The following is a 24196-nucleotide window of genomic DNA, read 5'->3' as shown; positions in this document are numbered from 1 at the left end:
GACACCCATCACATGCAACATCGCGGTCGAGCTGACCGTGGCTTAGAAGTTCGGATCGAAGGAGACATTCAATGGCAGCCCAGGTCGGTCGCGTCACCCAGGTCATCGGCGCCGTCGTCGACGTGCAGTTCGAAGGCCACCTCCCGGCCATTCTCAACTCGCTCGAGACCAAGAACGGCGGCAACCGCCTGGTGCTCGAGGTCGCCCAGCATCTCGGCGAGTCCACGGTCCGCACCATCGCGATGGACACCACGGAAGGTCTGGTCCGCGGCCAGGAAGTGACCGACACCGGCGCGCCGATCCGCGTTCCCGTCGGCGAAGGCACGCTCGGCCGCATCATCAACGTCATCGGCGAGCCGATCGACGAAGCCGGACCCGTCAAGACCGAAGGCCTGCGCGCCATCCACCAGGAAGCGCCGACCTACACCGACCAGTCGACCGAAGCGGAAATTCTCGTCACCGGCATCAAGGTCGTCGATCTCCTCGCTCCCTACGCCAAGGGCGGCAAGATCGGTCTGTTCGGCGGCGCCGGCGTCGGCAAGACCGTGCTGATTCAGGAACTGATCAACAACGTCGCGAAGGCGCACGGTGGTTACTCGGTGTTCGCCGGCGTCGGCGAGCGCACCCGCGAAGGCAACGACCTCTATCACGAGTTCATCGAATCCAAGGTCAACGCCGATCCGAAGAACCCGGATCCGAGCGTGAAGTCGAAGTGCGCGCTGGTGTTCGGCCAGATGAACGAGCCGCCCGGCGCCCGCGCCCGCGTCGCGCTCACGGGTCTGACCATCGCGGAAGACTTCCGCGATCAGGGACAGGACGTGCTGTTCTTCGTCGACAACATCTTCCGCTTCACCCAAGCCGGCTCGGAAGTGTCGGCGCTGCTCGGCCGTATTCCTTCGGCGGTGGGCTATCAGCCGACGCTCGCGACTGACATGGGCGCGCTGCAGGAGCGCATCACCACCACGCAGAAGGGCTCGATCACCTCAGTGCAGGCCATCTACGTTCCGGCCGACGACTTGACCGACCCGGCGCCGGCGACCTCGTTCGCTCACTTGGACGCGACCACCACGCTGTCGCGCTCGATCGCTGAAAAGGGCATTTATCCGGCGGTAGACCCGCTCGACTCGACCTCGCGCATGCTTTCCCCGCTGGTCGTCGGCGAGGAGCACTATGCGGTCGCCCGTCAGGTCCAGCAGGTGCTGCAGCGCTACAAGGCGCTCCAGGACATCATCGCCATTCTCGGCATGGACGAGCTTTCGGAAGAGGACAAGCTGACCGTGGCCCGCGCCCGCAAGGTCGAGCGCTTCATGTCGCAGCCGTTCCACGTCGCCGAGATCTTCACCGGCTCGCCGGGCAAGTTCGTCGACCTCGCCGACACCATCAAGGGCTTCAAGGGCCTGGTGGAAGGCAAGTACGACCACCTGCCGGAAGCCGCCTTCTACATGGTCGGTACCATCGAAGAGGCGGTCGAGAAGGGCAAGAAGCTGGCTGCGGAAGCAGCCTAAGCTTTCTCACCTCGTCATCGCCGGGCTAAAGCGCGAAGCGCGTCTTCGAACTGAAGTCCCGGCAATCCATCAAGTCAGCGATTTGATGGATGGACCCGCGGGTCAACCCCGCGGGTGACAAGCGGAAAACAACGGATAGCCCCATGGCCACCTTCCACTTCGATCTCGTCTCTCCGGAAAAGCTCGCCTTCTCGGGCGAAGTCGACCAGGTCGACATTCCCGGCGTCGAGGGTGACTTCGGTGTGTTGGCAGGTCATGCGCCGGTCGTCGCTGCGATCCGCCCGGGCATCCTCACTGTCACCACCGCTGGCCGCCACGAGAAGATCATCGTGCTCGGCGGTCTTGCCGAAGTCTCCGATAAGGGCCTGACCGTGCTCGCCGACGTCGCGACCTCGCTGGCCGAGCTCGACCGTGCCCAGTTCGCCGAGACCATCTCGGAGATGGAAGAAAATCTGAAGGAGCACGAGGGTGACGAGCTCGATCAGGCGATCGCACGGCTCGACCACTACAAGAGCATCCAGCAGCAGCTCAACACGACGGCTATGCACTAAGCCCCGGCGCATCGCACCGGGGCATAGTCTCCAGATTCCTGGACAAGTTCAGCGCTCGTCACTGATGTGGCGGGCGCTGAAACTTTATTGCACCGCGCCGGAGATGGCGGCATTCTGCGCCCGCGGAACTTGTTCCGGGGCGGGTCACAGATGAAACGCAAGATCGCAGCGATTTTCGCAGCCGATATTGCCGGTTATTCAAGGCTGGTCGCGGAGGACGAGGAGGAGACGCTGCGGCGTCTGGCCTCCTATCGCGAGGTCATTGACGACTTCATCGCCAAGGCAAGCGGGCGCATCTTCAACACCGCCGGTGACGCGGTGCTCGCGGAATTCCCGAGCGCGGTCGATGCGGTGCGCTGCGCGATCGACATCCAGGAATCCTTGCGAACCCGCAACATGGCCTATCCGCCCAGCCGGCAGATGTCGTTCCGGATCGGCATCACGATCGGCGACGTGGTCGAGCGCGACGGCGATCTGCTGGGGGACGGGGTCAACATCGCAGCCCGGCTCGAGGGGCTGGCGGAAGTCGGCGGCATCTGCGTCTCGCGCGCGGTGCATGAGCAGGTCGCCAACAAGCTGTCGGTGCAGTTCGCCGACATCGGCGCGCAGGAAGTGAAGAACATCCCGACGCCGGTGCACGCCTACATGGTGGCGATGCGGCGCGAGGACGGGACCTATGCGACGCCGCAGGTGAAGAAGATCGCCAAGGCCGCGCCGGCGCCGAACTGGATGTGGCCGCTCGTGGTCGGCGTCGTCTCCATCGTCGCGATCGGCGTCAGCGGCTTCCTCTACTTCACCAAGCTCGAGACCGGCCAGGCCAAATCCACCGCGGCACCGTCGAGCCCTGTCGCCGCGTCAGCGCCCAGCCCGACGCCGACGCTGCTCGCGAAGACGCCGATGCCGACACCCATGCCGACTTCCGCGCCCACCCAAATGGCTGCGACGGCACCAACGCCAATGCCGTCGCCGCCAGCGGCATCGAATGGCGGGTTTGCCGTGGACGCGGTGCCGTTCATCGGCGAGCGTCAGCGTTCCTTTCTCAGCAACCAATATTCGGCCGCCGGAGATTACAAGGCTTATGCCCTGAACATCGGCGGCTTCTACGGCTCCGCGCTCAATCAGCCGACCGAAGAGGCAGCGCGCAATGCCGCGGTCGACCAGTGCCAGAAGCGCGCCGATGCCGCGCAATCGCCGCGGCGCTGCGAGCTCTATGCGGTCGGCAACAGGGTGGTGTACAGCCATGGCAGTCCGCCGATGCCGCCGCAGCCCTGGGTGCGACACGACAGCATGACCGAGCGCGCCTTCGCGCCGAAAGATTTTCCGATGCTGCGTGACCAGGCCAGGACCCGGCTCGAAAACATCTACGCACCTGCGGCGAGATCGCGCACGGTCGCGCTCGGACCGGGCGGACAATATTTCATGGCGCTGGGAGCGACCTCGGTCGACGATTCGGCGCGGCGTTCGCTGGAGTCCTGCGGCGCCATCGCGGGCTCGGCCTGCATGATCGTGGCGGTTGACGATAAGTTCGTCGTGCCGATCCCGACCCTGCTCAGGGCCGTTGGCTTCTTCCATGCCGCGACCCATCCCTCGATCGTGGCCGATGCGCGCGACGACGTCGTGCGCAAGCTCGGTGATGGCATGGGCTGGAATGCAGTCGCCGTCGGCACCGCCGGACGTCCGGGCCTTGGCCTAAAGGCGGCCGACGAGCAGACCGCCGTCAACGGCGCGCTCGCCGACTGTGCCAAGCACGACAGCGATTGCCACGTCATCGCGATCGGCCCGTTTACGGTCGGGCCGATCAATTAGGATGGTGGCTTGCGCGACCAAAATTCTTGGACGATCTCAATCCCCACTCTACTGTGCATGGGGTTGTTTTCGCGATTTCAGCCAGCGAAGACCGCAAATTCCCGCGCCACGGCGCGGTAGACGTCGCGGCGGAACGGCACCACGATATCGGCGACACGGTCGAGGCGCTCCCAGCGCCAGGCGTCGAACTCGGCGGGCTGGTCGTTGCGCGGCGTCAGCGGGTCGATCTCGTCGTCCTTGCCGGTAAAGCGCAGCGCGAACCACTTCTGACGCTGGCCGCGGAATTTCGCCAGCCGATGCGTCTGCGGGCCGTCATAGGGCGGGAATTCGTAAGTGAGCCAGTCGGTCTCGCCGAGGAATTCAGCGCTGACGACGCTGGTCTCCTCCCAGAGCTCGCGCATGGCGGCATCGCGCAAATTCTCGCCCTCGTCGACGCCGCCCTGCGGCATCTGCCAGTCGAACCCCGGCAAGATGATCTCGGGGCCGTCGCCCTTGAAGCGGTGCCCGATCAGCACACGGCCGTCGGCATTGAACAGCGCGATGCCGACATTGGGACGGTAGGGTTTTTCGTTGGCCACTTGCAAATATCTCTCGTCGTCATTCCGGGGCGCGCGAAAGCGCGAACCCGGAATCTCGAAGTCCCGGATTCGATGCTGCGCATCGCCCGGGACGACAATAAGGTCACTCATCCGCGAGCGCGGAAAATTCCTTCACCACGCGCTCATAGACCGGGCGCTTGAAGGGAATGATCAGCTCGGGGAGGTTTTTCATGGGCTCCCAGCGCCAGTTGACGAACTCGGCCTTGTGGCCGCCGCCGCCGGGATTGGCGACGTTGATCTCGCTGTCCTTGCCGGTGAAGCGCACCGCGAACCATTTCTGGCGCTGGCCGCGGTAGCGGCCCTTCCAGGCGCGCCCCGCCACCGTGCGCGGGATGTCGTAGATCAGCCAGTCCGGCACCTCGCCCAGCCGCTCGATCGAGCGCACGCTGGTCTCCTCATAGAGCTCGCGCTTGGCTGCGTCCCAAGTGTCCTCGCCGGGGTCGACGCCGCCCTGCGGCATCTGCCAGACATGGGGGTCGTCGACATGCTCGATACCGCCGGCGCGGCGACCGATGAATACGAGGCCCTTCGTGTTGATCAGCATCACACCGACGCAGGTTCGGTAGGGCAGATCCTCATAACGCGCCATTCCGCCAAACCCTCTCGCGTGCTGCCGGGCCGCTGTCAGGCGCTCGGGCCCGTGGCGTACCAATTCGTTGATTTAGCTGGATTTTGATTTCAGCATCGCGGATGTCAATGGCACCAAAAGGATACCTCGGTCGCTCAATGTCTTGATCCAGGCGCCGACCCGCTCGATCGAGACGGGCAGTGCAGAGGCGGTGCCTATGGCGACGCCGCGCTCGCGGGCCAGAGATTCGAGCTTGTTCAGGGCGCGCTCGATCTCGGTCGGGGTCGGCACGGCATCGAGCGCGATGTCGCCCTTGCCGAACGGCACGGACAGGCTGGCCGCCGCCGTGGACGCAACGCTGCGCGGCGAGGAGCCGTCATCGAAGAAGCCGAGCCCGCGCTTGGAGGCCTCGCGGATGATCGGCTGCATCGCCGCGTCGGTCGCAATGAAGCGGGCCCCCATGAAATTGGTGATGCCGGCATAGCCCTGGATGCGGCTCAGGTGCCAGTACAGGCGATCGGTATTCTGGTCAGTGGTGAGCGAGGTCAGCAGCGTCTGCGGGCCCGGATCGTTGTCGGGGAAGTCGTAGGGCTCCATCGGGATCTGCAGGAAGATCTCGTGGCGCTGGGCGCGGGCACGCTCGGCCAGTTTGCCGGGGTCGGCGCCATAGGGCGTGAAGGCCAGCGTCACCGCGCCCGGCAGCTTCATGATCGCGTCCGTGGTCTTGGCGGCGCCGACGCCGAGGCCCCCGATCACGATGGCCACGACCGGCATTTTCGCGGCCTTCGCGCGGTCGGCGTCGGCTGCGTAGACGTTGAACGGCTTGAGATCGCCTGACATCACGGGGATCATGCCGTAGCGGGATTTTTCCAGCAGCTTTGGATCGATCCCGGTCATGACGGGCGGAGGCGCGGAAGCTGCCTCGCCCTTGTCGGGCGCATCGCCGGCGCCGATCACCACGTCGTGGCGCGCGCCGGTCGAGCCGTCGATCATGGTGATGGTCTTCTGCTCACCGGAGGCGGGCTCCTTCGGTGCCTCCTTGGTCGCATGCCTGCTTTCTTGGGCGATCTCCGCGCCGTGGCCGGCAGCAAGCTTCTCGTCCCCGGCCTTGGGATTGGGGATCGCGATCCGCGTCAGCGGCTCGCCCCCGAGCGGGTCCTTGTTGAAGATGGCAAAGCCGGCAAAGGCAACGAGGAACAGGCCGAGCATGACCGCCAGCAGCTGCATGGCCGTGAACGGCAGCCGCAGCCGCCGTTTCCGGCGCGGCTTGTCCTGTCCGAGCGGGGCGCTCAGATCGTCGGCCGTCTCAGTCATGCGCGATCCCGAATCACTCCACCGACGATACCACGCCGGGGTCAAGCGGCGGCAGGCCGGGATAGGCCGGGGAGGTCAGGAGTTCCAAGCAAAAAGGGCGGCTTCCGGGAAGCCGCCCTTTTCGACAGATCGGATGACTGCGCTTAGTTCGCTGCCTTCGGCTTGTCCGCGGGCCCGGCCTTGCTGTCGCTGCCCGGCGTCGGCGCCGCGGAGGCGCTGTTCTTGATGCCGTGGAGCAGGTCGTCGGCAAGCTTGAGCGCCTTGTCGTCCTTGGCATCCGGCGGGACGTAGGACTGCGAGCCGGTCTTCTCGTCACCGTCGTTCTTGAGATGGCCGCGCAGCGAAGCCTCGCCCTTGGTGTCGGTGCGCGACTTCAGCTCGTCCGGCACGTCCTGCAGCACTTCGATATCGGGCACGATGCCCTTGGCCTGGATCGACTTGCCCGACGGCGTGTAGTAGCGCGCCGTGGTCAGGCGCAGCGCGCCATTGCCCGAGCCGAGCGGGATGATGGTCTGCACCGAGCCCTTGCCGAACGAGCGCGTGCCGACGATGGTCGCGCGCTTGTGGTCCTGCAGCGCGCCGGCGACGATCTCGGACGCGGAGGCCGAGCCGCCGTTGACCAGCACGATGACCGGCTTGCCCTTGGTGAGATCGCCGGCATGCGCAGTGCGGCGCTGCGTCTCCTCGGCATTGCGGCCGCGGGTCGAGACGATCTCGCCCTTCTCCAGGAACGCGTCGGACACGGTGACGGCCTCCTCGAGCAGGCCGCCCGGATTGTTGCGGAGGTCGATGATGTAGCCCTTGAGCTTGTCGCCGATCTGGCCCGAGAGGTTGGCGATCTCCTTCTTCAGGCCCTCGGTGGTCTGCTCGTTGAAGGTGGTGATGCGGATGTAGGCGATGTCGTCGGCCTCGACGCGCGCGCGCACCGAACGGACGCGGATGTTGTCGCGCACCAGCGTGACGTCGATCGGATTGTCCTGGCCCTTGCGGATGATCTTCAGCTTGATCTTGGTGTTGACGGGCCCGCGCATCTTCTCGACCGCCTGGTTCAGGGTCAGGCCCTGCACCGCCTCGTCGTCGAGATTGGTGATGATGTCGTTGGCCATGACGCCGGCGCGCGAGGCGGGCGTATCGTCGATCGGCGAGACCACCTTGATCAGGCCGTCTTCCATCGTGACCTCGATGCCGAGACCACCGAACTCGCCGCGGGTCTGCACCTGCATGTCGCGGAAGCTCTTGGCGTCCATGTAGCTCGAATGCGGATCGAGACCGGAGAGCATGCCGCTGATGGCGGATTCGATCAGCTTGGTGTCGTCGGGCTTCTCGACATAGTCGGAGCGCACGCGCTCGAAGACGTCACCGAACAGGTTGAGCTGACGATAGGTGTCCGCGGTCGCGGCTCGCGCGCTGGAGCCCATGAATACCGCGCGCGGCTGGGTCACGAACAGCGTCAGCGCCGCACCGGTGGCCGCGCTGAGGAGGATAACTGAAGTCTTGCGCATCATCCGCGAACCTTCTCGCCTTCATTTGCGGCCCACCATGGGCCTGGATCGATTGGAGTGCCGTCTTTACGGAACTCGACATACAGCACAGGTTGACTCGCGTTCGTGGCGAGAATGGAGGCGACTTGAGAGGTCGACCCCATGGTCGCGACCGGCTCCCCCGTGAGCACAAACTGTCCGATGTTGACCGAAATGCGCTCCATCCCGGCGATCAGGACATGATACCCGCCCCCGGCATTGAGGATCAAGAGTTGTCCATAGCTGCGGAACGGGCCGGCATAGACCACCCAGCCGTCGCACGGCGTCGTGACCTGGGAGCCGGGCTTGGTGGCCAGCGAAATGCCCTTCTGAATCCCGCCGATTCCATCGGAACCGCCAAAGTCCCTGATCTTGTTACCGTTAACCGGCAGCGGCAGGAGTCCCTTGGCCGACGCGAACAGGATGGCCGGGCTGGTCCGGGAGCGGTCCTTGAACACGGCCGGGCCGGGCTTGGTGTTGGCCGCTGCATTCGCCGCTGCCTTGGCCTCCTTGGCCTCGGCCTGCTTTGCGGCCTCGGCCGCTTTCTCGGCCGCCTTGGCGGCGCTTTGCAGGTCCTGCTCCATCTTGGCGATCAGCCCCTGGAGATCGCCGACCTGCTTTGACAGCGTGATGGCGCGCGAATTCTCGGCATCGAGGTCCTTTTCGCGCGAGGCCTGCTGGCGCTGCCGTTCATCGACCAGCGCGGTGAGCCGGGCCTGCTCGCTGCGGCTCTTGTCGCGGTCGGAGGCGAGCTGGTCGCGTTCGCTCGCGATGCTCTTGCGCAAGGCCACGAGATCCCCGAGCTCGCTTGCGATCTTCTCGGCGCGGCCGCGCAATTCCGGCACCACCGCGCCGAGCAGCATCGCGGTGCGCAGCGATTGCAGCGCATCTTCGGGCCGCACCAGCAGCGCCGGCGGCGTGCGCCGGCCAGCGCGTTGCAGGGCCGCCAGCACCTCGACGATGTCGGAACGGCGCGAATCGAGCGAGGCGCGAGCTTCATGCTCGCGGCCGTTCAGCGTCCTCAGCCGCGCCTCGGCCTCGTCGATCTTGGTCTCGACGGTGCGGACGTTGGCGGCGGTATCGATCAATTGCTGATTGAGCTGGGTGCGGTCCTGGCCGAGCGCGGTGATCTCGGCCTTGAGCTTGGCTTGCGCCTCCTCCGCGCTCTTTTGCCGGGCACGTGCGGCCTCCAGCTCCTGCTCGCGCTGCTTGATCGCGTCGGGCGAGACGGCTGCGGCCTGTGGCGCCGGAGCCGCCGTCTGAGCTTGCGCGAGGCTTGCGCTCGCGAGGCCGGCGATCAGCAGCAGGTTGAGGACAGGCGCGCGCATCGCGTTAGGCAAAGGTGCTCGTTGTGGCGCGAATCACGCGCGATGATAGGGATGGCCGGCCAGGATGGTGGCGGCCCGATACAGCTGTTCCAGAAGCATGACGCGGACCATTTGATGCGGCCAGGTCGCAGAGCCGAACGCGATCGCGAGCTTGGCCTTACGGCGCAATTCGGGCGAAAGTCCGTCCGCCCCTCCGATCACGAAGATCGTATGACCGGCGCCCTCGTCGCGCCAGCGCGCCAGATGCCGTGCGAATACGGTGGAGTCGAGGTTTTGCCCGCGCTCGTCCAGCGCCACCAGGATCGACTTGTCGGGAATATGCGCGGAGATCGCGGCGGCCTCTTCGGCCATCCGCGTCGCGGCGTCGCGTGCCCGGCTCTCGGGAATTTCGTGGACGCTGAGCTCGCGGAATCCGAGCTTGCGGCCGGCCTCGTCGAACCGCTCGGAATAGCGCTCGGCAAGCTCCCGTTCGGGGCCCTGCTTCAGCCGGCCCACCGCAATGACAGCAACACGCATGAATCTCCAGGGTCGCGTTTTCAAGACCGCGCGCAGTTTGCGCGCGCACGACGCTAGCATGCGCGTCAGCCGATTCGAAATCGGCTCAATGAGCCTAGATCGCCTTCGCCGCCCCTGGGCCCTGCGTGTACAATCTTTCCAGATTGTAGAACTCGCGGACCTCGGGTCTGAACACGTGCACGATCACGTCGCCGGAATCGATCAGCACCCAGTCGCAATTGGGCAAGCCCTCGACGTGGATGTTCTTGATGCCGGTTTCCTTAAGGCCCTTCGTCACGTTCTCCGCGATCGCGCCGACGTGCCGGTTCACCCGGCCGGTGGTGACGATCATGTAGTCGGAGTAAGCCGATTTGCCGCGAAGGTCGATGGTGACCGTCTCTTCCGCCTTCATGTCCTCGAGGCGGGAGAGGATCAGGCTCAGCGTCTTGTCGGCGTCGGGTTGCGCCTTCAAGGCCGCAGCTTTGGTCGATGTTTTACGCGTAGGCTTGGCAACCTTGGGTAAAACAGACTTGGACAATACAGATGTGGTCAGGGACCATTCCTTTCACTGTATCGAGAACGCCGAATCCGGCGCCCACCGGTTACACTACATCATGTGGGGTTAAGGGTTTCAATATGCCAGAGAGCCCTGCACCCCGCACACTATGCCTCACATCATACCTTTCCAACTTCCGTCCGGGTTCCGCAGGCCCGTTGAGGACAGGTTCAGCTTCAATCCGGTCAGGAATACCCAGGCCGGCGCCGGCCGGTCCGCAAGCAGTCCTGCCTTATTCTCCGGCAGGCGGTAGCGTTCCAGCGCCCTGGCGGCAGGAGAGGCGAGGGCACGAAAGCTTTGCGGCGGGCGATCGATGACTGCCATCGGCACCTGAGCGGCGATACGCCGCCAGTCCTGCCAACGATGGAATTGAGCGAGATTGTCGGCGCCCATAATCCAGACAAAGCGCAGGCCCGGGAAGCGGCGGCGCAAGGTGTTGATCGTATCGATAGTATAGCGGGTGCGAATGACGGATTCGAGACAGCTCACCTCGATCCTGGGATCGCCAGCGACGTCGCGCGCGGCCTGCATGCGCTCGCCGAGCTCATGAAGGTTACCGTTCTCCTTGAGAGGATTGCCCGGGGTGACCAGCCACCAGACGCGATCGAGTTGCAGTCTCTTGAGGGCGAACCGACTGATCGCGCGATGAGCCTGGTGCGGCGGGTTGAACGAGCCGCCGAGCAGGCCGATGCGCATGCCCTCCGTATGGGGCGGCACCGCTTGCGCCACGAAGCGCGGCACGACGAAATTGTTGCTCAATGCCCCGCGCCTTGCAACGTTACTTACGGCCGCGTCTGCCCGGTGCCGTGAACGCGATATTTGAAGCTCGTCAGCTGCTCGGCGCCGACAGGGCCGCGGGCGTGAAAGCGGCCGGTGGCAATGCCGATCTCGGCACCGAAACCGAACTCGCCGCCGTCGGCGAACTGCGTCGAGGCGTTGTGCAGCACGATCGCGGAATCCACTTCGCTCAGGAATTTCTTTGCAGCCGCTTCATCCGCGCTCACGATTGCGTCGGTATGGTGCGAACCGTGGTCCTGGATATGCGCGATGGCGCCGTCGACGCCGTCGACCACCTTCGCCGCGATGATCGCGTCGAGATATTCGGTGTCCCAATCGTCTTCGCTGGCAGGCTTTACGCGCGCATCCGTCCCTTGCACCGTCTCATCGCCGCGCACTTCGCAGCCGGCCTCGATCAGCATCTCGACGAGCGGCTTGAGCGCCTTGCCGGCAGCGGCACGATCGACCAGCAGTGTTTCGGCCGCACCGCAGACGCCGGTGCGGCGCATCTTGGCGTTGAGCACGATCGACTTCGCCATGGCGAGGTCGGCACTGGCATCGACATAGACGTGATTGACGCCTTCGAGATGCGCGAAGACTGGTACGCGCGCTTCCTGTTCGACACGCGCGACGAGGCTCTTGCCGCCGCGCGGCACGATCACGTCGATCGACCCGTTCAGCCCTGACAGCATCATGCCGACCGCCGCGCGGTCGCGCGTCGGCACCAGCGTGATGGCGGCTTCGGGCAGGCCGGCCCCGCGCAGGCCCTGCACCAGGCATTCATGGATGGCGCGGCACGATCGAAAACTGTCGGAGCCGCCGCGCAGGATCACGGCATTGCCGGACTTCAAACAGAGCACGCCGGCATCCGCCGCGACATTGGGACGGCTCTCGAAGATCACGCCGACGACGCCGAGCGGCACGCGCACGCGCTCGATGGTCATGCCATTCGGCCGCTGCCAGCTCTCGGTGACGATGCCGACGGGATCGGCGATGCCGCGCACGACGGCGATGCCCTCGGCCATACCTTCGATCCGCGCCGGCGTCAGCGTCAGGCGGTCAATGAAGGCGGACGTGGTGTTACCGGACGCACGAGCTTCGGCGACGTCCTCGGCATTCGCGGCGAGGATCGCAGCAGCATTGCTGCGGATCGCCCGCTCCATGGCTTCCAGCGCCCGGTTCTTCTGCTCCGGCGGCGCCAGCGCCAGCACGCGCGCGGCGGCGCGGGCCTTGGCGGCGAGGTCGGACATCAGCGCCTGAAGATCGGCATTGCCGTCGACGGCTTTCAGGGGGGCGGCCATGGGGGTCAAAACCTTCTGCTAAGGCGGTGTCCTAGCACGGAAATCCCGCTTTTGCGAAGGGCGGGGCGGGTATGGCAGGGCTTCGGAAGGCGGCTGCTGGGGCTAGACCACTGGCCTAGCTTCCGGCGTCGTGGCGGGGCTTGACCCCATCTCAGGTGCGCAAATGCACACCGGAGTTCGGTGCCAACGGATCGCCCCGAATGGCGGAGGCGGCCCTTACCCGCCCACCACCAGATCGTCGCGGTGGATCATCTCGGAGCGCCCGCTGATGCCGAGGATGGTCATCACGTCGGGGGAGGAGCGGCCCTTGATCCGCTCGGCGACCTCGGCGTCGTAGGCGATCAGGCCGCGGCCGACCTCGCTGGCGTCGGGGCCGCGGACGATCACGGCGTCGCCGCGGGCGAACTGGCCCTCGATCTTGATGACGCCGGCCGGCAGCAGGCTGGCGCCGGCGCGCAGCGCCGTCACCGCGCCGGCGTCGATGGTCAGCGTGCCCTTCGGCTCCAGCGTGCCGGCGATCCAGCGTTTGCGCGAGGTGATGGGATTGGCGGGCGTCAGGAACCAGGTGCAGCGGCCGCCCTTGGCGATCGCCTGCAACGGATGCTCGATCTTGCCGGAGGCGATCAGCATATGCGTGCCGCCGGTCGTCGCGATCTTGGCCGCCTCGACCTTGGTGCGCATGCCACCGCGCGACAGCTCGGACTCGGCATCTCCGGCGACCGCCTCGATTTCGGAGGAGATGCTTTCGACCACCGGAATGAGCTTTGCGTTCGGATTGTTCTTGGGCGGCGCGTCGTAGAGACCGTCGATATCGGAGAGCAGCACCAGGAGATCGGCGCTCGCCATGGTGGCGACGCGCGCGGCGAGCCGGTCATTGTCGCCGTAGCGGATCTCGGTCGTGGCGACCGTGTCATTCTCGTTGATCACAGGGATCGCGCGCCAGTCCAGCAGCTTGCCGATGGTGGAGCGGGCGTTGAGATAGCGGCGGCGCTCCTCGGTATCCTGGAGCGTCACCAGAATCTGGCCCGCGCCGATGTCGTGCGCCCCAAGCACTTCCGACCAGATCCGCGCCAGCGCGATCTGGCCGACGGCGGCGGCGGCCTGGCTTTCCTCCAGCTTCAGCGGACCGCGCGGCAGCTTGAGCCGGCTGCGGCCGAGCGCGATCGAGCCCGAGGAGACCACGAGGACGTCGCGGCCCTCCTTGTGCAGCTTGGCCATGTCGTCGGCGAGCGCAGCCAGCCACGACGCCCGCACCTCGCCCCGGTCGGAATCGACGAGCAGCGCGGAGCCGACCTTGACGACGATGCGGCGGAATTGACTGAGTTCGGGGCTGGCCATGTGCGTATATGTTGGCGCGTGTGACGAATTGCTCTGTGAGACGGCGGAGCGGCAGGCGGCGCCGATGAGGCCTGCTTTTGCAGCAGGACGATGGCCGGCGCAAGGCGGCAGGCCCGGTAAACGGCGAAGGTCGGCCTTGTCTTGAGCGCCAGCCCGGTTCTAATGCCGCCAACCAATAACGGCCTGGAGGGGGAAACGAATGGATCGCCGCAAATTCATGGCTGGTTGTCTCGGGTTGCCGCTACTGGCGCAAGCTGGCGAGGTGCAGGCGCAGGCTGGTCTCACCAAAATCATCTTCCCGTTCGCGGCGGGCGCCGGCGGCGATACGCTGTGCCGGCTGATCGCCCAGGAAATCGCGCCGATGCTGCAACGGACCGTGGTGGTCGAGAACCGCACCGGCGGCGACGGCCTGATCGGCATCAAATCGGTGAAGAGCGCGAGCCCCGACGGCAGCATGGTGCTGGTGACGACGGGACCGACCATGTATTTGCTGCCGATGGTGGAGACGACGCCGAGCTTCGACACCGCGAAGGATTTCATGCCGGTGTCGCTGCTCGCGCGGTTTGAGTTCGCGCTGGTGATCGGCCCGGCGATGGATGTCGCCGACTTCAAGGGCTTCGTCGCGTGGTTGAAAGCGCATCCCGACAAGACCTCGTTCGGCGTGCCGAGCAACGGCACCATTCCGCACTTCGCCGGTTCGAAGCTGGAAAAGGATCTCGGCATTCCCCTGACCCGCGTGCCCTATCGCGGCAGCGCGCTTGTTCTCAACGACATCATCGGCGGGCACATCTCGTTCGGCATCGTGACATTGGCGGATGCGCTGCCGCAGCACCGCGCCAAGGGTGTGAAGATCATTGGGGTCTCAAGCGCGGAGCGTTCGCCATTCGCGCCTGACGTTCCGACGCTGAAGGAGAGCGGCATCGATCTCGTTGCCGACGCCTGGTACGGCATGTGGCTTCCCGCCGGCAGCCCGCCGGAGTTTGCGAGCAAGCTCGGCGCGGCTGCCAGCGCGGCGCTCGCCAAGCCCGAGGTGAAGGAGAAGCTCACTGCAATCGGGCTGATCCCGGTCGGCAGCACTGCGGACGGACTGTCGAAGGAGCTTGCTGCGAATACGGCGTTCTGGCAGCCGATTGTGAAGGCGACGGGGTACAGGATCGAGAATTAATCTCTACTCACGCTTCCATTTTCGTCGTCATGGCCGGGCTTGTCCCGCCATCCACGTGCATCAGCGATCGACGCAAGACGTGGATGCCCGGGCCTTCGCCTCGCGGTAGCGGCTTCGGCCGCGCAGGCGAGTCAAGCCCCGGGCACGACGAAGTTGAGAGAGCCTCGCTCTGCACGCTCACATCTTCGCGCGCTGCGCGATGCCGTCCCTGATCGACGCCAGCTCCGCCTCATCCCAGATGCCGATAAGAATCCCGCCCTTCACCTGGAGCTGGTTGTCGGCATAGTTCGCGATCTTTTCACGCGGCGTGGTGATGTGGTCGTTGGGATGCAGCGCCCAGTCGAACAGCTCGGCCTGGAGCCGCGCGATGATGCCGGCGCAGTCCGGATCGTCGCCGCGATCGACATATTCCTGCGGATCGGTTTCGAGGTCATACAGCATCGGGCGGAAGCCGGAGGCATGGATGTATTTCCAGCGGCCGTCGAACACCATGAACAGGCGGCAGCGCTCGATCGGCTGGTTCAGCTTCAGCCGCACGTCCTGCATCGCATAGTCGTATTCGGAGAACGCCACCTTGCGCCAATCGGGCGGAGTAGGCCCGCGCAGCAGCGGCAGCAGCGAGCGCCCTTCGAGGATGTGGCCCGGCACCTTGCCGCCGAAATAATCGACGAAGGTGGGCGCGAGATCGATGCCTTCGACCAGCGCGTCGCTCTGCGTGCCGCGCGTAGCCTCGGCTTCTTTCGACGGATCGATGATGATCAGCGGGATCTTTGCGGACTGCTCGTGGAACAGATCTTTTTCGCCCATCCAGTGATCGCCGAGATAGTCGCCGTGATCGGATGTGAACACGATCATGGTGGTTTCCGTGAGGCCGCGTTCCTCCAGGAACTTCATCAGCACGCCCATCTGGTCGTCGATCTGGGTGATCAGGCCCATATAGGTCGGGATCACCTTCTCGCGGGCCTCGGCGCGCGCCATGTTGCGGGAGTAGCGCATGTCCATGTAGGCGCCGAACACCGGATGGGGATTCTGCCGCTCGCGCTCGGAGCGGATCACCGGGATCATGTCTGATGTCGAGTACATGCTGGCATAGGGCTCGGGGGCGATGTAGGGCCAGTGCGGCTTGATGTAGGACAGATGCAGGCACCACGGCCTGCCATCCGTCTCGGCCCCGCTGATGAAGTCCATCGCGCGGCGCGTCATGTAGGGCGTCTCGGAATGCTCGTCCGGCACGCGCGCGGCCTTGTCGGCGTGCACCAGCAGCCAGCCGTTCTGCAAGCTACCGTCTTCCGCCGCGCCTGAATTGGCCCAATGCTCCCAGGGGTTGCTGGCTTCAAAACCTTGGCTGCGCAGATATTCGTCGTATTTCGGACGCGCCCGGCCGGTCGGATGCAAACCGTCGTCGCGCTCATAGGGCTCGAACCCGCATTCGGCGACATGGACGCCGATGACAGATTCCGGCGGGATGCCGAGCGCCTTCATGCCTTCGAGATCAGGGGCCATGTGGGTCTTGCCGACCAGCACGTTGCGCACGCCGATTTTGTTGAGGTGATCACCAAGTGTGGGCTCGCCGACACGCAGCGGCCAGCCATTCCAGTGCGAGCCGTGCGAGCGCATGTAGCGGCCGGTGTAGAACGACATCCGCGACGGCCCGCAGATCGGCGACTGCACATAGGCCCTGGTGAAGAGCACGCCACGTCTGGCCATGGCGTCGATATGCGGCGTCTTCAGCGTGGGATGACCGGTGCAGCCGAGGTAATCATAGCGAAGCTGATCGCACATGATCCAGAGAACGTTCTTCGCCCGCGCCATGCGTTATCGCTCCACTTTTCGCTAGCTGAATATTGCGCTATTGGCGGCGCGAAGAAAACCTCTCCCCGTTGGGGAGAAGTATGGAGAGAGCGCTGCCCGTCTCAGGCCGACCACGGCTCCGCTTCGGCCGCGCTCTTGGCTTTGGCCGACACCGGGCTTTCGCCGATCACGTCGGCCAGCGCGCGGAGCGCTTCCTTCACGCCCTGGCCGGTCGCGCCTGACAGCAGCAGCGGCGTCTTTTTCGCGGCGCGCTTCAGGCGGTCCTTCTGCTTCTTCAATTCGTCCGGCTCGACCGCGTCGATCTTGTTCAGTGCGACGATCTCGATCTTGTCCGTGAGCTGGCCGCCATAAGCATCGAGCTCCTTGCGCACCGTCTTGTACGCCTTGCCGGCATGCTCGCAGGTGGCGTCGATCAGGTGCAGCAGCACGCGGCAGCGCTCGACATGGCCGAGGAAGCGGTCGCCGAGGCCGGTGCCTTCATGCGCGCCCTCGATCAGGCCGGGAATGTCGGCGAGCACGAATTCGCGGCCGTCGGCGTTCACGACGCCGAGTTGCGGATGCAGCGTGGTGAAGGGATAGTCGGCGATCTTCGGCCGCGCCGCGCTGACTTTGGACAGGAAGGTCGACTTGCCGGCATTGGGCATGCCGACGAGGCCGGCATCCGCGATCAGCTTCAGCCGCAGCCAGATCCAGCGCTCCTCGCCGGGCTGTCCGGGATTGGCATTGCGCGGCGCGCGGTTGGTCGACGATTTGAAATGCGCATTGCCGAAGCCGCCATTGCCGCCCTCGGCCAGCACGAATTTCTCGCCGACCTTGGTGAAGTCGTGGATCAGCGTCTCGCGGTCTTCATCGAAGATCTGGGTGCCGACGGGGACCTTCAGCACGATGTTCTTGCCGTTGGCGCCGTGACGGTCCGAGCCCATGCCGTTCTCGCCCTTCTGGGCCTTGAAATGCTGCTGGTAGCGGTAGTCGATCAGCGTGTTGAGGCCGTCGGCGACCTCGATGATGACGTTGCCGCCGCGGCCGCCATTGCCGCCGGAGGGACCGCCGAACTCAATGAACTTCTCGCGGCGGAACGCCACGCAGCCGTTTCCGCCGTCACCGGAGCGGATATAGACCTTTGCTTCGTCGAGGAATTTCATGGGCCATAGGTAGGCCAGCCGGACCCGCGCGGCAACCCGGAGGATCCCGCAAATCCGCCGAAAACCTGCGAATTTCGTCCCGTGCTTAACCGGTTGGGCGGCGACGGATCAGGAATTTCTGCAAGCCCTCCAGCACCAGCTCCTTGCGCTGGTTGAACACGGTGCTGCGAAGCGTCACCGCACCGGTCGTGCGTCCCGGCACGAGCTCGGTGACCTCGAGCGCGGGGTAGATCGTATCGTCGGCGAACACCGGCTTGAGGAACCGGCTCGATTGCTCCAGGAAGCCGACCAGCGATTCCTCGACCATGAACGGAAACAGGCCGGCGCCCGGCGCGGTGTGGATCAGCGTCTGGAAACCGTGCGCGAGCAGATGCGGCATGCCGCGGGCGCGGCAATACTCCACGTCGTAATGCACCGGATGAGTGTCGCCGCTCGCGGTCTGGAATGCCGCGAACACGGCCGAGGTCTGCGTGCGGCTCGGCAGCACGAAGCGTTCGCCGATCGCGAAATCCTCAAACCAGCGTTGCGTCGGGATCATGCGATGCCGGGCCGGGTCGAAGTCGGTCATGTCAAAGCTCTTTTTGCCGGTGTGACGTTGATGGCTAGCGCGAAGCGGAGAGTGCGACAATCCGTTCAATTCGACTTGCGCGGGGTTGTCGCGGTGGCCCACGTCATTAAAACGACCCCAAGCGATCCTACCAGCCGATTCCCGACGCTCTCTCCGCCTGTCATTGCGAGGAGCGAAGCGACGAAGCAATCCAGGCTATTTCCGCGGAGACAGTCTGGATTGCTTCGCTTCGCTCGCAATGACGACCGTTCACAGTCCGCTCAATGCCCCTGTTCAAATCTCTCTCCGCCTATGACGACCGCTCGGCGCGGCTGGCCGGCATCGCGCTCATGGTGCTGTCGATCTTCATGTTCTCGTTCGGCGATGCCACGGGCAAGTTCCTGGTCGGGACGTATTCGGTGGGGCAACTCCTGTTCCTGCGCGCCTGCGCCGCGCTGTTGTTGCTGTCGCCGCTCATCTGGCGGCAGCGGCATCAGTTCCTGCATCTGGAGCGGCCGCGCCTGCAACTGGTCCGCGTCGTGCTGTCGACGCTGGAAGTGGCCGCCTTCTTCCTTGCGACGGTCTATCTGCCGCTTGCCGACGTCATCACCTATTATCTCGCCGGCCCTATCTTCGTCACCGCGATGTCCGCGATCTTCCTGGGCGAGAAAGTCGGCTGGCGCCGCTGGATGGCGATCCTGATCGGCTTCTGCGGCGTGCTGATCGCGCTGCGGCCCTCAGCGCAGACGGTGAGCCTGCCGGCGCTGATCGCGCTCGGCGGTAGCCTGTCCTTCGCGACCCTGATGCTGATCACGCGCAGCCTGCGCAAGACGCCCGACATCGTGATGGCATCCTCGCAATTCATCGGCACGTTTTCGCTTGGCGCGGTGCTGTCGGCCTTCCATTGGGTGCCGCCGACCCCTGGCAGCCTCGTGTTCTTTGCGCTGGCAGGGCTCATTTCCGTGACCGCGCTGTTCTGCGTCAACCGCTCGCTGAAGCTTGCGCCGGCGAGCGTCGTGGTGCCGTATCAATATTCGATGATCGTCTGGGCCGTGATCTTCGGCTTCATCGTGTTCGGCGACGTGCCGTCGGTGGCGACCATCGTCGGCGCGGCGATCATCATCGGCGCCGGGTTCTACATTTACTTGCGGGAGCGGGATCTCGGGCGTGCGAGCGAAGAGGTGACGCCGCCGGTGTAGCCACCACCACGCTGTCGTCCCGGCCTTCGCCGGGACGACACTGTGCACGTGGCGCGGCCGCGCTTCCGCCTACCTCACCCGTCTTGCGCTGCTCCAGCTCTTCAGCGACGACCACACCCCGCGCGAGAGGCGGAAGCAGTCGACCGGCGTCGACGAGCCCAGCGCCAGGAAACGGTGCAGCTGGACGCCGCTCCACTGGAAGCCGCACTTCTCCAGCACGTTGCGCGAGGCCGGGTTGGTGACGCGCGCGCCGGCATAGAGATGGTCGTCGTCGAACTCCTCGAAGAAGAAATCGATCGCGCCGCGCGCGGCCTCGGTGGCAAAGCCCTGGCCCCAATAGTCGAACCCGAGCCAGTAGCCGAGTTCGGCTTGATCAGGCGTGGAGCCGTCGATGCCGACCATGCCGATCGGTGTGGTGTCGCGCTCGATCAGGAACACGGTCTCGGCGCCGAGCGCGGACGTGGCGCGGATGAATGCGACCGCATCGTCCTGCGAATAGGGATGCGGCAGGCGGCGCGTGTTCTCGGCGACGCGGCGGTCGTTGGCGAGGTGGGCGATGGTCCTGACGTCGGCAAGCGTCGGCCGCCGCAAGGTTAGCCGCTCGGTGGCGACGACGCCCGGTCTCGCCTCCTGCAAGGTCACGCTCGAAAAGTCCTGCAACATGTCCGGCTCCGCTGGAAGTCACCAAGTCAAGTCATTGGTCAAACGAAAGGGGAGGCCGGTTTCCCTGCCTCCCCTGGAGCCTTCGATCATTTGATCTCTGGGAACTCCGCCGGTTCGGTCAAGGACCCGGCGGACTCCAAATTGATCCACCGTCTATTCAGCAGCCTCTGCGAGCGGGAGTACCGCTACAAAGGTGCGGCCATTGGCTTTGGCCTGGAATTGAACGCGACCCTCGATCTTGGCGAACAGGGTGTGGTCCGTGCCCATGCCGACATTGAGGCCGGGATGCCAGGTGGTGCCGCGCTGACGCGCAATGATGTTGCCGGGAATCACGTGCTCCCCGCCGAACACCTTGATGCCAAGACGCTTACCCTTGGAATCGCGACCGTTGCGCGATGAACCGCCTGCTTTTTTGTGAGCCATGGCTCGTCTCCGAAATCCTGCGTAGTTCTAGGTCAATTCCTTGACGGAATCATTTCAAAACGTCGCACGCCTCAATTCGTGAATTGGCGTGATCGGTCCCGGTTACTCGGCGGCTTCTTTCGCGACCTTTTCCGTCTTCGGACGCGGGCCCTTGGTGGGCTTGGCGCCGTCGGTCAGGATCTCGCTGACGCGCAGCACCGTGATCTCGTCGCGGTAGCCGCGCTTGCGGCGCGAATTCTTGCGGCGGCGCTTTTTGAACGCGATGACCTTCGGGCCGCGCTTGTGGTCGAGCACCTCGACCGCAACGGAGGCACCGGCCACCGTCGGAACGCCCAGCACCGGCGTGTCGCCGCCGACCACCAGAACTTCATTCAACTGCACGATCGAGCCGACTTCGCCTTCGATCTTGCCTACTTCGAGAACATCATCCGGCACGACGCGGTATTGCTTGCCGCCGGTTTTGATGACTGCGAACATCGTTTTTTCTCCGTGTTCAATCCCGGCCTCATGACATCAGTCAGGGGCCGGCTTTTTGGTCAGTCGCTACGGGTTTATGCGAGTTTTGTGCGGGCGGGAGTTTATCCCTTTGAAAACCCACGCAAAAACAAGCGGCGCGAGAAACGCCCCGCGCCGGTTGTGCGGACTTATAGCCGTTGGGGGCGAAGAGTCAAGGAAGTCAGCCGAAAAGCGCCCGGATTTGAAGGATTTGAGCCCTTTCCGTCCCGCCACGGAATCTCGACCCGCGCAGCAACCAATGGGTTCCCCGGCGGTTGTCCTTCGCGATTCCGCGTTCGGGCAGGGGTTTTCATGCCAATGGACGAACTGGTCAAGACAACGGGCATCGCCCAGCATGGGGCGGGCCGTCTGCCCTCGGTCGAGGTCGACAGCTTCAACATCGAGATCAAGGACGAGGAGGGCTTTCTCGGCGACCGCGCCAGCAAGGGCGCGTTTCGCGAGATCCTCGAGGAATGGCGCAAGCCCTTGCGCAAGAGCGGCGAGGATCCGTTCGGCGACGAGCCGTCCGACAAGATCAGCAAGAAGGCCCTCGATGCCGTGCTGAGCGGCGACGATACGGAGGCCGCGGCCGTCGTGCACAGCGCGATCGAGGATTTCGCGCAGGAGCTCGCCTACGTGACACGGCGATTCCTCAAGACCAAGGCCTGGGCCAAGACCGAATGCATCGTGGTCGGCGGCGGATTTCGCGCCAGCCGGCTCGGCGAGATCGCCATTGCCCGGGCCGAGATCATCCTCAAATCGGAAGGCTTCAAGGTCGATCTGGTGCCGATCCGCTTCGACCCTGACGATGCCGGCCTGATCGGGGCCCTGCACCTCGCGCCGTCCTGGATTTTCGAGGCCTATGACAGCATCCTCGCGGTCGATATCGGCGGCACCAACATCCGCTGCGGCATCGTCGAGACGCGCTGGAAGAAGGCGCCTGATCTCTCCAAGGCAGCCGTCTTCAAGTCCGATCTGTGGCGCCACGCCGACGACGAGCCGAGCCGCGAGGCCGCGGTGAAGCGGCTGGTCAAGATGCTCGAGGGCCTGATCGAGGACGCCGAAGCCGAGGGATTCAAGCTCGCGCCCTTTATCGGCATCGCCTGTCCCGGCGTGATCAACGCGGACGGCTCCATAGAGAAGGGTGCGCAGAATCTGCCGGGCAATTGGGAGAGCAGCAAGTTCAACCTGCCGGCGAGCCTCGCCGAGGCCATCCCCGTCATCGGCGAGCACGACACCGCCATCCTGATGCACAATGACGGCGTGGTTCAGGGCCTCTCCGAGGTGCCGTTCATGCAGGACGTCGATCGCTGGGGCGTGCTCACCATCGGCACCGGCCTCGGCAATGCGCGCTTCACCAACCGCCACAGGAATGGCGGCAACGGCAAGGACCGGGATTCCACGGAGGGCAAGAAAAAGTCCAAGGAAAACAACAAAGACTCGGCCAAATCGGACAAGGAGTAACCTTGATCGGTTAGGTTAAGGATCGCTTTGCGTTGCGAGGCCCCGGCCGCACGCTACGGTGGAACCGTCGCCTCACGCAGGCCTGCGAAGCCGCCCTTCCTGGCCAGCATTTCAATGAGCGGCACGGGACCGCCAGTGTTTACCGCGTCTGGCGGTCCCACCCCGTCCTTCGGATTCAGCTCCAGCCGATGCGCTGAAAGAACCCTGCGATCTCCGCCGCCGCGCGCTCCGGATTCTCGCGATGGGGAAAGTGTCCGACATCAGGGAACATCGCGAGATCGAGCTGGGCAAAGGTCTCGCCCAGCCGGTCGGTCCAGGCATAGGGAAACAGCGGATCGTGCTCGGCCCAGCGCACGCAGGTCGGCACCTCGATCGGCGGCATCAGCGGCGCCTCACCCTTCATCATCGCGATGCGCCCGGCATGCGACGCCCGATAATGCGCAAAGCCGCCGGCGAGATTGCCGTCCCTGAAATAGGTGTCGCCGAACAGGTCGAGCACATCGTCGAACGCGTCCTTGCGATGCGCCCAACCTTTCAGGAAGTGCGCGATATAGAGCCGGCAGCTCTCGCGGGTAGCACCGACCAGAAGCGGCGCCATCTCCATCTGCTGGAAGGACTGGTACCAGATGTGATTGAGCCGATCGGGCGCCGCCATCCGCGGCCCGATCCCGGGATAGACGAAATCGAAGAAGAACAATCCCGCCAGCCGCTCGGGCGCCTTCCGCGCCAGCGGCTGCATCACCGCGCCGCCGACATCATGGCCGACCACGCCGAATCGCTCGATGCCGAGCCCCTCCATCAGCGCCAGCATGTCGGCGGCGTGGCCGTCAGGCCCGTAAGCGCCATCAGGCTTGTCGCTGTCGCCAAAGCCGCGCAAATCGGGCGCGATCAGGCTGAAACGGTGCGAAAGCCTTGACATCACCGGCTCCCAGGTCAGCCAGATTTCCGGCCAACCATGCAGCAAAAGCAGCGGTTTTCCGCTGCCGGCACGGACCACATGGAATTTGGCGCCATTGGCGGAGATCGTCAGGTGCTCCATGGCGGTTCCTTTCGGCCGGCAAGTGCTCTGGGAGAGCATGATGAGATTGGGATTTCATTCGCCGCGACAAGGGCAGGTGCGTTCCCTCCCCCCTTGTGGGGGAGGGTTAGGGAGGGGGGTAGCCCAGCAAAAGGTGCCGATTGTCTCCGACGCGGCGAGAACAGCCCAAACCCGGCGAAACAACCCCCCGATTTTCCCCTTTCGCGCCTTGCCCGGCCCGCCATCCTCGCTTATGAACGCCCCCAACCACAGGGGCCCTGCCTCACTATGGCGACCTTCAGGAGAGGTGGCAGAGTGGTTGAATGCACCGCACTCGAAATGCGGCATAGGTGCAAGCCTATCGGGGGTTCGAATCCCTCCCTCTCCGCCATTAAATTGGACAGCGCAGAAGCCCTTCAAAATAAGCCGTTTCTCGAACAGACCGCCATTGTACGGTGGAGTACCTCGGTGGGGCACTCTCAAGCCTCTTTGTCAGGTGCTGCGACATGGCAGACGAAGATCGTGTCCCCTTGCATGGTGTAGCTGGCGGCGGGTCACCGCGTTCACCGGCCAGGGCCGGGCAGGTCAGCTGGCGATAGCCGGAAGGCTG

23 protein-coding genes and 1 tRNA gene are annotated in these 24196 nt (G+C 64.8%); 7 read left to right on the top strand and 17 right to left on the bottom strand.

What is annotated here, in order from left to right; genetic code table 11:
* Nucleotides 1-71: 71 nt before the first annotated feature.
* The 3 genes from atpD to XH88_RS31495 all read left to right on the top strand — a co-directional run bounded on the left by atpD (nucleotide 72) and on the right by XH88_RS31495 (nucleotide 3862).
* Nucleotides 72-1505 carry a F0F1 ATP synthase subunit beta gene (atpD, locus tag XH88_RS31505; protein WP_027561880.1) on the top strand — a complete coding sequence of 478 codons (1434 nt, stop codon included), beginning with the start codon at nucleotides 72-74 and terminating at the stop codon, nucleotides 1503-1505.
* 143 nt (nucleotides 1506-1648) lie between these two features.
* On the top strand, nucleotides 1649-2056 hold the full coding sequence (locus XH88_RS31500) for a F0F1 ATP synthase subunit epsilon (protein WP_271672118.1): 408 nt from the start codon (nucleotides 1649-1651) through the stop codon (nucleotides 2054-2056).
* 150 nt (nucleotides 2057-2206) lie between these two features.
* On the top strand, nucleotides 2207-3862 hold the full coding sequence (locus tag XH88_RS31495; protein WP_271672117.1) for an adenylate/guanylate cyclase domain-containing protein: 1656 nt from the start codon (nucleotides 2207-2209) through the stop codon (nucleotides 3860-3862).
* Nucleotides 3863-3939: 77 nt separating this feature from the next.
* On the opposite strand, the gene XH88_RS31490 is transcribed toward XH88_RS31495, so the two are convergent.
* From XH88_RS31490 to proB, 10 genes are all read right to left on the bottom strand, one after another.
* Entirely contained in the window at nucleotides 3940-4440 is a 501-nt protein-coding gene (locus tag XH88_RS31490; protein ID WP_271672116.1) for an RNA pyrophosphohydrolase, read from the bottom strand.
* 103 nt (nucleotides 4441-4543) lie between these two features.
* Nucleotides 4544-5050 (bottom strand): RNA pyrophosphohydrolase, encoded by a 507-nt coding sequence (locus XH88_RS31485; RefSeq protein ID WP_271672115.1) that lies wholly within the window; start codon nucleotides 5048-5050, stop codon nucleotides 4544-4546.
* A 72-nt stretch (nucleotides 5051-5122) separates the two neighbouring features.
* Nucleotides 5123-6343 (bottom strand): divergent polysaccharide deacetylase family protein, encoded by a 1221-nt coding sequence (locus tag XH88_RS31480; protein ID WP_271672114.1) that lies wholly within the window; start codon nucleotides 6341-6343, stop codon nucleotides 5123-5125.
* A gap of 143 nt (nucleotides 6344-6486) precedes the next feature.
* Entirely contained in the window at nucleotides 6487-7848 is a 1362-nt protein-coding gene (locus XH88_RS31475; RefSeq protein WP_271672113.1) for a S41 family peptidase, read from the bottom strand.
* The gene (locus XH88_RS31470; RefSeq protein ID WP_271672112.1) at nucleotides 7845-9191 is read right to left on the bottom strand and encodes a murein hydrolase activator EnvC family protein; all 1347 of its coding nucleotides are present in this window, start codon (nucleotides 9189-9191) and stop codon (nucleotides 7845-7847) included. Before XH88_RS31470 ends, XH88_RS31475 begins: the two co-directional genes overlap by 4 nt.
* A gap of 33 nt (nucleotides 9192-9224) precedes the next feature.
* Complete coding sequence (rlmH, locus tag XH88_RS31465; RefSeq protein ID WP_271672111.1) at nucleotides 9225-9707, bottom strand: 23S rRNA (pseudouridine(1915)-N(3))-methyltransferase RlmH; 483 nt, start codon at nucleotides 9705-9707, stop codon at nucleotides 9225-9227.
* A gap of 94 nt (nucleotides 9708-9801) precedes the next feature.
* Nucleotides 9802-10158 carry a ribosome silencing factor gene (gene rsfS / locus XH88_RS31460; protein ID WP_018643875.1) on the bottom strand — a complete coding sequence of 119 codons (357 nt, stop codon included), beginning with the start codon at nucleotides 10156-10158 and terminating at the stop codon, nucleotides 9802-9804.
* Between the two features lie 198 nt (nucleotides 10159-10356).
* On the bottom strand, nucleotides 10357-11001 hold the full coding sequence (locus XH88_RS31455; RefSeq protein ID WP_271672110.1) for a nicotinate-nucleotide adenylyltransferase: 645 nt from the start codon (nucleotides 10999-11001) through the stop codon (nucleotides 10357-10359).
* A gap of 23 nt (nucleotides 11002-11024) precedes the next feature.
* A complete protein-coding gene (locus XH88_RS31450) occupies nucleotides 11025-12320 on the bottom strand; it encodes a glutamate-5-semialdehyde dehydrogenase (protein WP_271672109.1) in 1296 nt (431 codons plus the stop codon).
* 216 nt (nucleotides 12321-12536) lie between these two features.
* Nucleotides 12537-13658 (bottom strand): glutamate 5-kinase, encoded by a 1122-nt coding sequence (proB, locus tag XH88_RS31445; RefSeq protein ID WP_271672108.1) that lies wholly within the window; start codon nucleotides 13656-13658, stop codon nucleotides 12537-12539.
* A gap of 199 nt (nucleotides 13659-13857) precedes the next feature.
* On the opposite strand from proB, the gene XH88_RS31440 reads away from it, so the two are divergent.
* On the top strand, nucleotides 13858-14823 hold the full coding sequence (locus XH88_RS31440; RefSeq protein WP_271672107.1) for a Bug family tripartite tricarboxylate transporter substrate binding protein: 966 nt from the start codon (nucleotides 13858-13860) through the stop codon (nucleotides 14821-14823).
* 177 nt (nucleotides 14824-15000) lie between these two features.
* On the opposite strand, the gene XH88_RS31435 is transcribed toward XH88_RS31440, so the two are convergent.
* The 3 genes from XH88_RS31435 to XH88_RS31425 form a co-directional block, all read right to left on the bottom strand.
* Complete coding sequence (locus XH88_RS31435; protein ID WP_271672106.1) at nucleotides 15001-16635, bottom strand: alkaline phosphatase family protein; 1635 nt, start codon at nucleotides 16633-16635, stop codon at nucleotides 15001-15003.
* 101 nt (nucleotides 16636-16736) lie between these two features.
* A complete protein-coding gene (gene obgE, locus XH88_RS31430) occupies nucleotides 16737-17777 on the bottom strand; it encodes a GTPase ObgE (protein WP_057026545.1) in 1041 nt (346 codons plus the stop codon).
* 85 nt (nucleotides 17778-17862) lie between these two features.
* Nucleotides 17863-18345, bottom strand: a complete 483-nt coding sequence (locus tag XH88_RS31425; protein WP_271672105.1) for a MaoC family dehydratase — start codon at nucleotides 18343-18345, stop codon at nucleotides 17863-17865.
* A gap of 263 nt (nucleotides 18346-18608) precedes the next feature.
* On the opposite strand from XH88_RS31425, the gene XH88_RS31420 reads away from it, so the two are divergent.
* Nucleotides 18609-19523: a DMT family transporter gene (locus tag XH88_RS31420; protein ID WP_271672104.1), complete on the top strand. Its 915-nt coding sequence runs from the start codon at nucleotides 18609-18611 to the stop codon at nucleotides 19521-19523.
* Between the two features lie 69 nt (nucleotides 19524-19592).
* On the opposite strand, the gene XH88_RS31415 is transcribed toward XH88_RS31420, so the two are convergent.
* From XH88_RS31415 to rplU, 3 genes are all read right to left on the bottom strand, one after another.
* Complete coding sequence (locus tag XH88_RS31415; protein WP_271672103.1) at nucleotides 19593-20186, bottom strand: GNAT family N-acetyltransferase; 594 nt, start codon at nucleotides 20184-20186, stop codon at nucleotides 19593-19595.
* Nucleotides 20187-20339: 153 nt separating this feature from the next.
* Complete coding sequence (rpmA, locus tag XH88_RS31410) at nucleotides 20340-20609, bottom strand: 50S ribosomal protein L27 (RefSeq protein WP_271672102.1); 270 nt, start codon at nucleotides 20607-20609, stop codon at nucleotides 20340-20342.
* A 102-nt stretch (nucleotides 20610-20711) separates the two neighbouring features.
* Complete coding sequence (gene rplU / locus XH88_RS31405) at nucleotides 20712-21086, bottom strand: 50S ribosomal protein L21 (protein ID WP_271672101.1); 375 nt, start codon at nucleotides 21084-21086, stop codon at nucleotides 20712-20714.
* A 330-nt stretch (nucleotides 21087-21416) separates the two neighbouring features.
* Here rplU and XH88_RS31400 point away from each other — a divergent pair, with 330 nt between their 5' ends.
* Nucleotides 21417-22568, top strand: a complete 1152-nt coding sequence (locus XH88_RS31400; RefSeq protein WP_271672100.1) for an ROK family protein — start codon at nucleotides 21417-21419, stop codon at nucleotides 22566-22568.
* 175 nt (nucleotides 22569-22743) lie between these two features.
* Here the strand turns inward: XH88_RS31400 and XH88_RS31395 are convergent, their stop codons facing one another.
* Complete coding sequence (locus XH88_RS31395; protein WP_271672099.1) at nucleotides 22744-23607, bottom strand: alpha/beta fold hydrolase; 864 nt, start codon at nucleotides 23605-23607, stop codon at nucleotides 22744-22746.
* A 280-nt stretch (nucleotides 23608-23887) separates the two neighbouring features.
* Here XH88_RS31395 and XH88_RS31390 point away from each other — a divergent pair.
* Nucleotides 23888-23977: transfer RNA gene (locus XH88_RS31390), tRNA-Ser, on the top strand.
* Nucleotides 23978-24196: the final 219 nt, after the last annotated feature.

Source organism: Bradyrhizobium sp. CCBAU 51627 (genome assembly GCF_028128765.1).
GTDB lineage: Bacteria > Pseudomonadota > Alphaproteobacteria > Rhizobiales > Xanthobacteraceae > Bradyrhizobium.
The sequence above is the reverse complement of the archived record's forward strand: the minus strand, read 5'-3'. Positions and strand labels throughout refer to the sequence as shown.

Bases quoted from the DNA above. Each gene is read 5' to 3' on its own strand.
- atpD (WP_027561880.1), top strand. From the start codon at position 72: ATGGCAGCCCAGGTCGGTCGCGTCACCCAGGTCATCGGCGCCGTCGTC.
- XH88_RS31500 (WP_271672118.1), top strand. From the start codon at position 1,649: ATGGCCACCTTCCACTTCGATCTCGTCTCTCCGGAAAAGCTCGCCTTC.
- XH88_RS31495 (WP_271672117.1), top strand. From the start codon at position 2,207: ATGAAACGCAAGATCGCAGCGATTTTCGCAGCCGATATTGCCGGTTAT.
- XH88_RS31485 (WP_271672115.1), bottom strand. From the start codon at position 5,050: ATGGCGCGTTATGAGGATCTGCCCTACCGAACCTGCGTCGGTGTGATG.
- XH88_RS31480 (WP_271672114.1), bottom strand. From the start codon at position 6,343: ATGACTGAGACGGCCGACGATCTGAGCGCCCCGCTCGGACAGGACAAG.
- XH88_RS31475 (WP_271672113.1), bottom strand. From the start codon at position 7,848: ATGATGCGCAAGACTTCAGTTATCCTCCTCAGCGCGGCCACCGGTGCG.
- XH88_RS31470 (WP_271672112.1), bottom strand. From the start codon at position 9,191: ATGCGCGCGCCTGTCCTCAACCTGCTGCTGATCGCCGGCCTCGCGAGC.
- rlmH (WP_271672111.1), bottom strand. From the start codon at position 9,707: ATGCGTGTTGCTGTCATTGCGGTGGGCCGGCTGAAGCAGGGCCCCGAA.
- XH88_RS31450 (WP_271672109.1), bottom strand. From the start codon at position 12,320: ATGGCCGCCCCCCTGAAAGCCGTCGACGGCAATGCCGATCTTCAGGCG.
- proB (WP_271672108.1), bottom strand. From the start codon at position 13,658: ATGGCCAGCCCCGAACTCAGTCAATTCCGCCGCATCGTCGTCAAGGTC.
- XH88_RS31440 (WP_271672107.1), top strand. From the start codon at position 13,858: ATGGATCGCCGCAAATTCATGGCTGGTTGTCTCGGGTTGCCGCTACTG.
- XH88_RS31435 (WP_271672106.1), bottom strand. From the start codon at position 16,635: ATGGCGCGGGCGAAGAACGTTCTCTGGATCATGTGCGATCAGCTTCGC.
- obgE (WP_057026545.1), bottom strand. From the start codon at position 17,777: ATGAAATTCCTCGACGAAGCAAAGGTCTATATCCGCTCCGGTGACGGC.
- XH88_RS31425 (WP_271672105.1), bottom strand. From the start codon at position 18,345: ATGACCGACTTCGACCCGGCCCGGCATCGCATGATCCCGACGCAACGC.
- XH88_RS31420 (WP_271672104.1), top strand. From the start codon at position 18,609: ATGCCCCTGTTCAAATCTCTCTCCGCCTATGACGACCGCTCGGCGCGG.
- XH88_RS31415 (WP_271672103.1), bottom strand. From the start codon at position 20,186: ATGTTGCAGGACTTTTCGAGCGTGACCTTGCAGGAGGCGAGACCGGGC.
- rpmA (WP_271672102.1), bottom strand. From the start codon at position 20,609: ATGGCTCACAAAAAAGCAGGCGGTTCATCGCGCAACGGTCGCGATTCC.
- rplU (WP_271672101.1), bottom strand. From the start codon at position 21,086: ATGTTCGCAGTCATCAAAACCGGCGGCAAGCAATACCGCGTCGTGCCG.
- XH88_RS31400 (WP_271672100.1), top strand. From the start codon at position 21,417: ATGCCAATGGACGAACTGGTCAAGACAACGGGCATCGCCCAGCATGGG.
- XH88_RS31395 (WP_271672099.1), bottom strand. From the start codon at position 23,607: ATGGAGCACCTGACGATCTCCGCCAATGGCGCCAAATTCCATGTGGTC.